Annotated in this window: 1 protein-coding gene and 1 pseudogene; both read left to right on the top strand. The window is 76.4% G+C overall.

The features are described from left to right. A partial coding sequence (locus D471_RS38450) for a ComEA family DNA-binding protein (protein WP_241479634.1) occupies positions 1-1,256 on the top strand: 1,256 nt, incomplete at its 5' end. Between the two features lie 5 nt (positions 1,257-1,261). Continuing rightward, positions 1,262-2,050: pseudogene (locus D471_RS0115900) on the top strand (ComEC/Rec2 family competence protein); the annotation flags it as partial. Between the last annotated feature and the right edge of the window lie 38 nt (positions 2,051-2,088).

Genomic DNA, 2,088 nt, shown 5'->3' with positions numbered 1-2,088 from the left:
TCCGCGCGCTCGCCATGGGCACCGCCCCCGCCAGCCGTCCGCGACCGACCGACCCGACCCCCTCCGCCCCGGTCCCGCCCGGATCGCACGCACACGACCCGTGCCCGCCCACCGGCGATGCCGGACGGCCGTCCCCGGGCGGGCCCGCGATTCCGAGCGCCCCCTACGCGATGGCGGCGCCGACGAAGCCCCCGGACACCGCGAAGGGCACGCGGTCGCCGTGGGACACGTGGACCGACCGCGTCACGGGCGCGGAGCCCTGGAGCACCGGCCCGGAGGGAACCGGAGCGGGACCGCCCGGCCCGGGTGGGGCGCCGGAGACGGACGCGGTTCGGGGGACGCGGGCCCGGCAGGGTGCGAGCACCCCGGTCAGCCGCGCGCAGCAGCCTGCCGTGGCATCGTCGCGCCCCGAGGCGCCACCGGAGGAGACGGTCACGGAGCGGGGGACGCGGGCCGCCGGCTCCGAAGCGGGTCGCCCCGCCGACACGCCCCCGGACACGACGGCCGAGCACCGGGACCGGCACGACCGTCCACCGTCGGGGTACGAGGAGATCGGCCCGGAGCCGTCCCGTTCCCTCCTGGCGCGGATCACCGATCGGTGGCCGGTCGGGGTCGTCCCGTCGAGGCGTGCCGTGCTCGCCCTGACCGTCTTGGGCCTGATCGCCGTGGGGGCCGCCGTGCTCGCCCTGCGCGACCGCCCCGAGGAGGTGACGGCGGAGGTGGTCGCCGCGGCCTCCCCCGCCGCGGACGCTGGAGAGGTGGCCACGGCCGGCACGGGGACGACCGGCCCTGAAACCGCCGGTGCGGAGGGGACGCACGGCACGGGCGGCACCGCCCCACGAGAGGACCTCGTCGTCCACGTGGGCGGGGAGGTCGCCGAGCCGGGGCTGTACACGGTGCCCCCGGGGTCCCGGGTGGCCGACGCCGTGGAGGAGGCGGGCGGCGCCCTCCCGGACGCCGACCTGGACACCCTCAACCTCGCCCGCCCGCTGGTGGACGGCGAACAGGTTCTGGTGGGTGTCCCGTCCGTCGAGGGCGCGGGCGAAGCCCCGGGTCCTGGGCGGCCGGTGAACATCAACCGGGCCGATGTGACCGCGTTGACCCGGCTTCCGCGGATCGGGGAGGTCATCGCCGCCGAGATCGTCGCCCACCGGGAGACCCACGGCCCCTTCGCCAGCGTCGACGCACTGGTCGGGGTGAACGGCATCGGGGACCGGACCCTGGAGACCCTCCGCCCGCACGTGACGGTGGGGTGAGCGCGGTGGCGACATGGCTCGGAACGGATGCCCTGGGCCTGCGGCACCCACCCGACCTGCGGCTTCTCCTACCAGCGATCACGGCGTGGCTCACCGCCCTGGGCGCGCTGTCGACGCCGCCACGGGCGGCGTGGACCTTCGCGGCGGTCGCCGGGTGCGTCGCGGTGGGGGTGTACGCCTGGATACGGCCCACGGGGGAGACCGTGGCCCTCACCGTCGTGGCCGCCCTGGTCTGCGCGGCGACGGTGGCGGCGGTGACCGGCGTCCACGTGTCCCGGGAGGCGGGCAGCGCGGCGGCGCGGACGGCCGACCTGGAACGAGAGGCCGAGTTCGAGGCGGTCGTGCGCGAGGATCCACGGTCACGGTCGGGGACGCCCCGCCCCGGACGCGCGGAGTGGGTCATCGGCTCCCGCACCGCCTGGGTGCGCGTCGACGGCCGGGAACACGCCTCCCGGGCACGGGTGGTGGTGCTCGCCTCGGACGCTCGATGGCGCGGTCTGCTGCCGGGGCAGTCCTTTCGCGCCCGGGGTGTGTTCCTCCCGACGGAGGACGACCCGCTCACCTCGGCACTCGTCCTGGTCCGCGGACCGCCGGAACAGGTGACGGAGCCGAGCGGACTCCAGTCGCTGGCCGGTCGGGTGCGCGCGGGTCTTCGCCAGGCCGCCTCCGCCCTCCCCCAACCGGAACGCGGGCTGCTCCCCGCTCTGGTCGTCGGAGACGTGTCACTCCTGCGGGAGGAGACCGCCGAGGACTTCCGGGCGACCGGGATGAGCCACTTGTTGACCGTGTCCGGCGACATACTGTGTTGGCCGGTGTATTCGCTGGCATGAAG

The organism is Nocardiopsis lucentensis DSM 44048, from assembly GCF_000341125.1.
GTDB classification, from domain to species: domain Bacteria; phylum Actinomycetota; class Actinomycetes; order Streptosporangiales; family Streptosporangiaceae; genus Nocardiopsis; species Nocardiopsis lucentensis.
This window is presented reverse-complemented; position numbering and strand designations above follow the sequence as displayed.